Genomic DNA, 1,885 nt, shown 5'->3' on the forward strand with positions numbered 1-1,885 from the left:
CGATCTCAGCTGGGGCGCGTGGTGAGGCCGGGCGCACCATCTACATCGCAGACTTCTGTCTTATGTCTCATTCGAGCTATCCCGGCCTCATGCTGTGGGAATGACCCGCAACGCCCATCAAATACAAGAGTCTCATCTGGCAGTCGGTGATGTGGCGGCCGGGCACAGGCTGGGTTCCTCATTTGGTCGTGAAGAACCCCACTCCTTACCCGGTCGGCCGCGACGGCCAGACGGTGCGATCCGTACGGATCGCACCGTCACCTCTCATTCTGATTGCCGCTCAACTTCCACCCTGATCGCCGCGCCTTACCGGCTACACGGTCTTGTTTGTGCCTGCGCCCGCGCTGGTGGCGCAGTTGGCCAAGGCTCATGCCGAGGGACGGCTTGAGGAGCGTCTGATGCACTATACCAAACCGAAGCTGCTGATTGTCGACGAACTCGGGTATCTGCCGTTCGAGCCCGATGCAGCGCATCTGTTCTTCCAGCTTGTCTGCCGGCGCTATGAACGAGGCGCGATGCTGGTGACGTCCAACCGCGCTGTGGGCGAATGGGGATCGGTTTTTGGAGACGCTGTCGTGGCAACGGCAATCTTGGATCGCCTGCTTCACCACAGCCATGTGCTCATGATCCGGGGAGACAGCTATCGCCTGCGGGAGAAACGTCGCAGCGGTTTGTTGAAGGCTGCTGCCGTATCTGATCCGAAGGGATCAGCTTAATGCGGAGGGTCTAGTTCCATCTGTCGCCAGGGGTCTAGTTCCGAATGTCGCTTGAAAGGTGGGGTGGGCCATGCGCGATCACATGCGCACCGAGCTGACCCTTGGCGCTCTGATCATGGCAGCCCAGCGGCAGCGACCAGGCCCTGGGCTTATTCACCATTCGGACCGTGGAAGCCAATACGCGGCAGAGGCGTATGCCCAGCAACTGGCTCTCATGAGCGCCAAGCCATCGATGAGCCGGACGGGCTGCTGCTATGACTGTGCCCCAATGGAATCGTTCTTCCATTCCTTGAAGGTCGAGTTGGTTCATCAGCATCGTTGGACGACCCGCGAGGAGGCACGACGGGACCTGTTCGGCTATATCGAGAGCTACTACAATCGGCAGCGCATCCACTTGGCGCTCGGGTATCTCACACCCGAACAGGCCGAGCGGAAATTGAGCTAACCCAGTGTCCGCGCAAGCGGGGGAAGATCAAACTCGGCGGGACACCAAGACAGACGCCGCTAGCGGATTACACGACCAGCAGAGCGCCGCCGAGCAGCACCCAGCCGTGCCTCCTTTTCGCCTGCTAGGCCTAAAGCAGAGAGATAAGTGTCATGCGCCCTTGGATAGCCCCAATGGGCGACTGGATGTCCAGCATACCATCGCTGTGAACCCGCAAGGTCACCTCGAAATCCATCCCTGTCGGTCCGGCATTCATACCAGTAACAAAGGCTGTGCTGGGGGGAGCTTTCGCACGGAGCTTACTGACTACATCGTTTCCATCGGGTCTGTAGGTTCCGGTGTAGGTCACGCCCCCTACGTCCAAGCCTGCGATCTTTCCACGAACGAGAGCGAACGCCCCAGCACCAACGTTAGCGCGGCCCGAGTAGTCAACCCTATAAAATCCGTCACGCATGATTGGTCCCCTCGGTTTGACAACTGTTTTCACATGGGACTTTGTCCCTTGCTACAAGGCAGTCTGAGCATGGACAGGAAGATCATCTCACAAATTTTTCTATGGTCAAGGCGCCCGCCGTTTCACTGGACTTGCTTCGGAAAGGATACTGCTGGCGAATTCGTTATTCGGTGGAGCGGTTAAGGTGGGCTCAGCGTTCAAGCTGTGGGGGCTTGGGTCCAGACCTGGAGGGTTCCATGTCGCTCCGCCCGACCGTGAGTGCTGACGTTC

2 pseudogenes are annotated in these 1,885 nt (G+C 58.9%); both read left to right on the forward strand.

The annotated features are described in order from the left end of the window. Window positions 1-305 precede the first annotated feature (305 nt). Window positions 306-716, forward strand: a pseudogene (locus OCW50_RS32960) (ATP-binding protein); the annotation flags it as partial. Between the two features lie 58 nt (window positions 717-774). Continuing rightward, window positions 775-1,161 (forward strand): annotated as a pseudogene (locus OCW50_RS32965) (IS3 family transposase); the annotation flags it as partial. Between the last annotated feature and the right edge of the window lie 724 nt (window positions 1,162-1,885).

The sequence above is a fragment of the Microvirga sesbaniae genome (assembly GCF_025460805.1).
GTDB classification, from domain to species: Bacteria; Pseudomonadota; Alphaproteobacteria; order Rhizobiales; family Beijerinckiaceae; genus Microvirga; species Microvirga sesbaniae.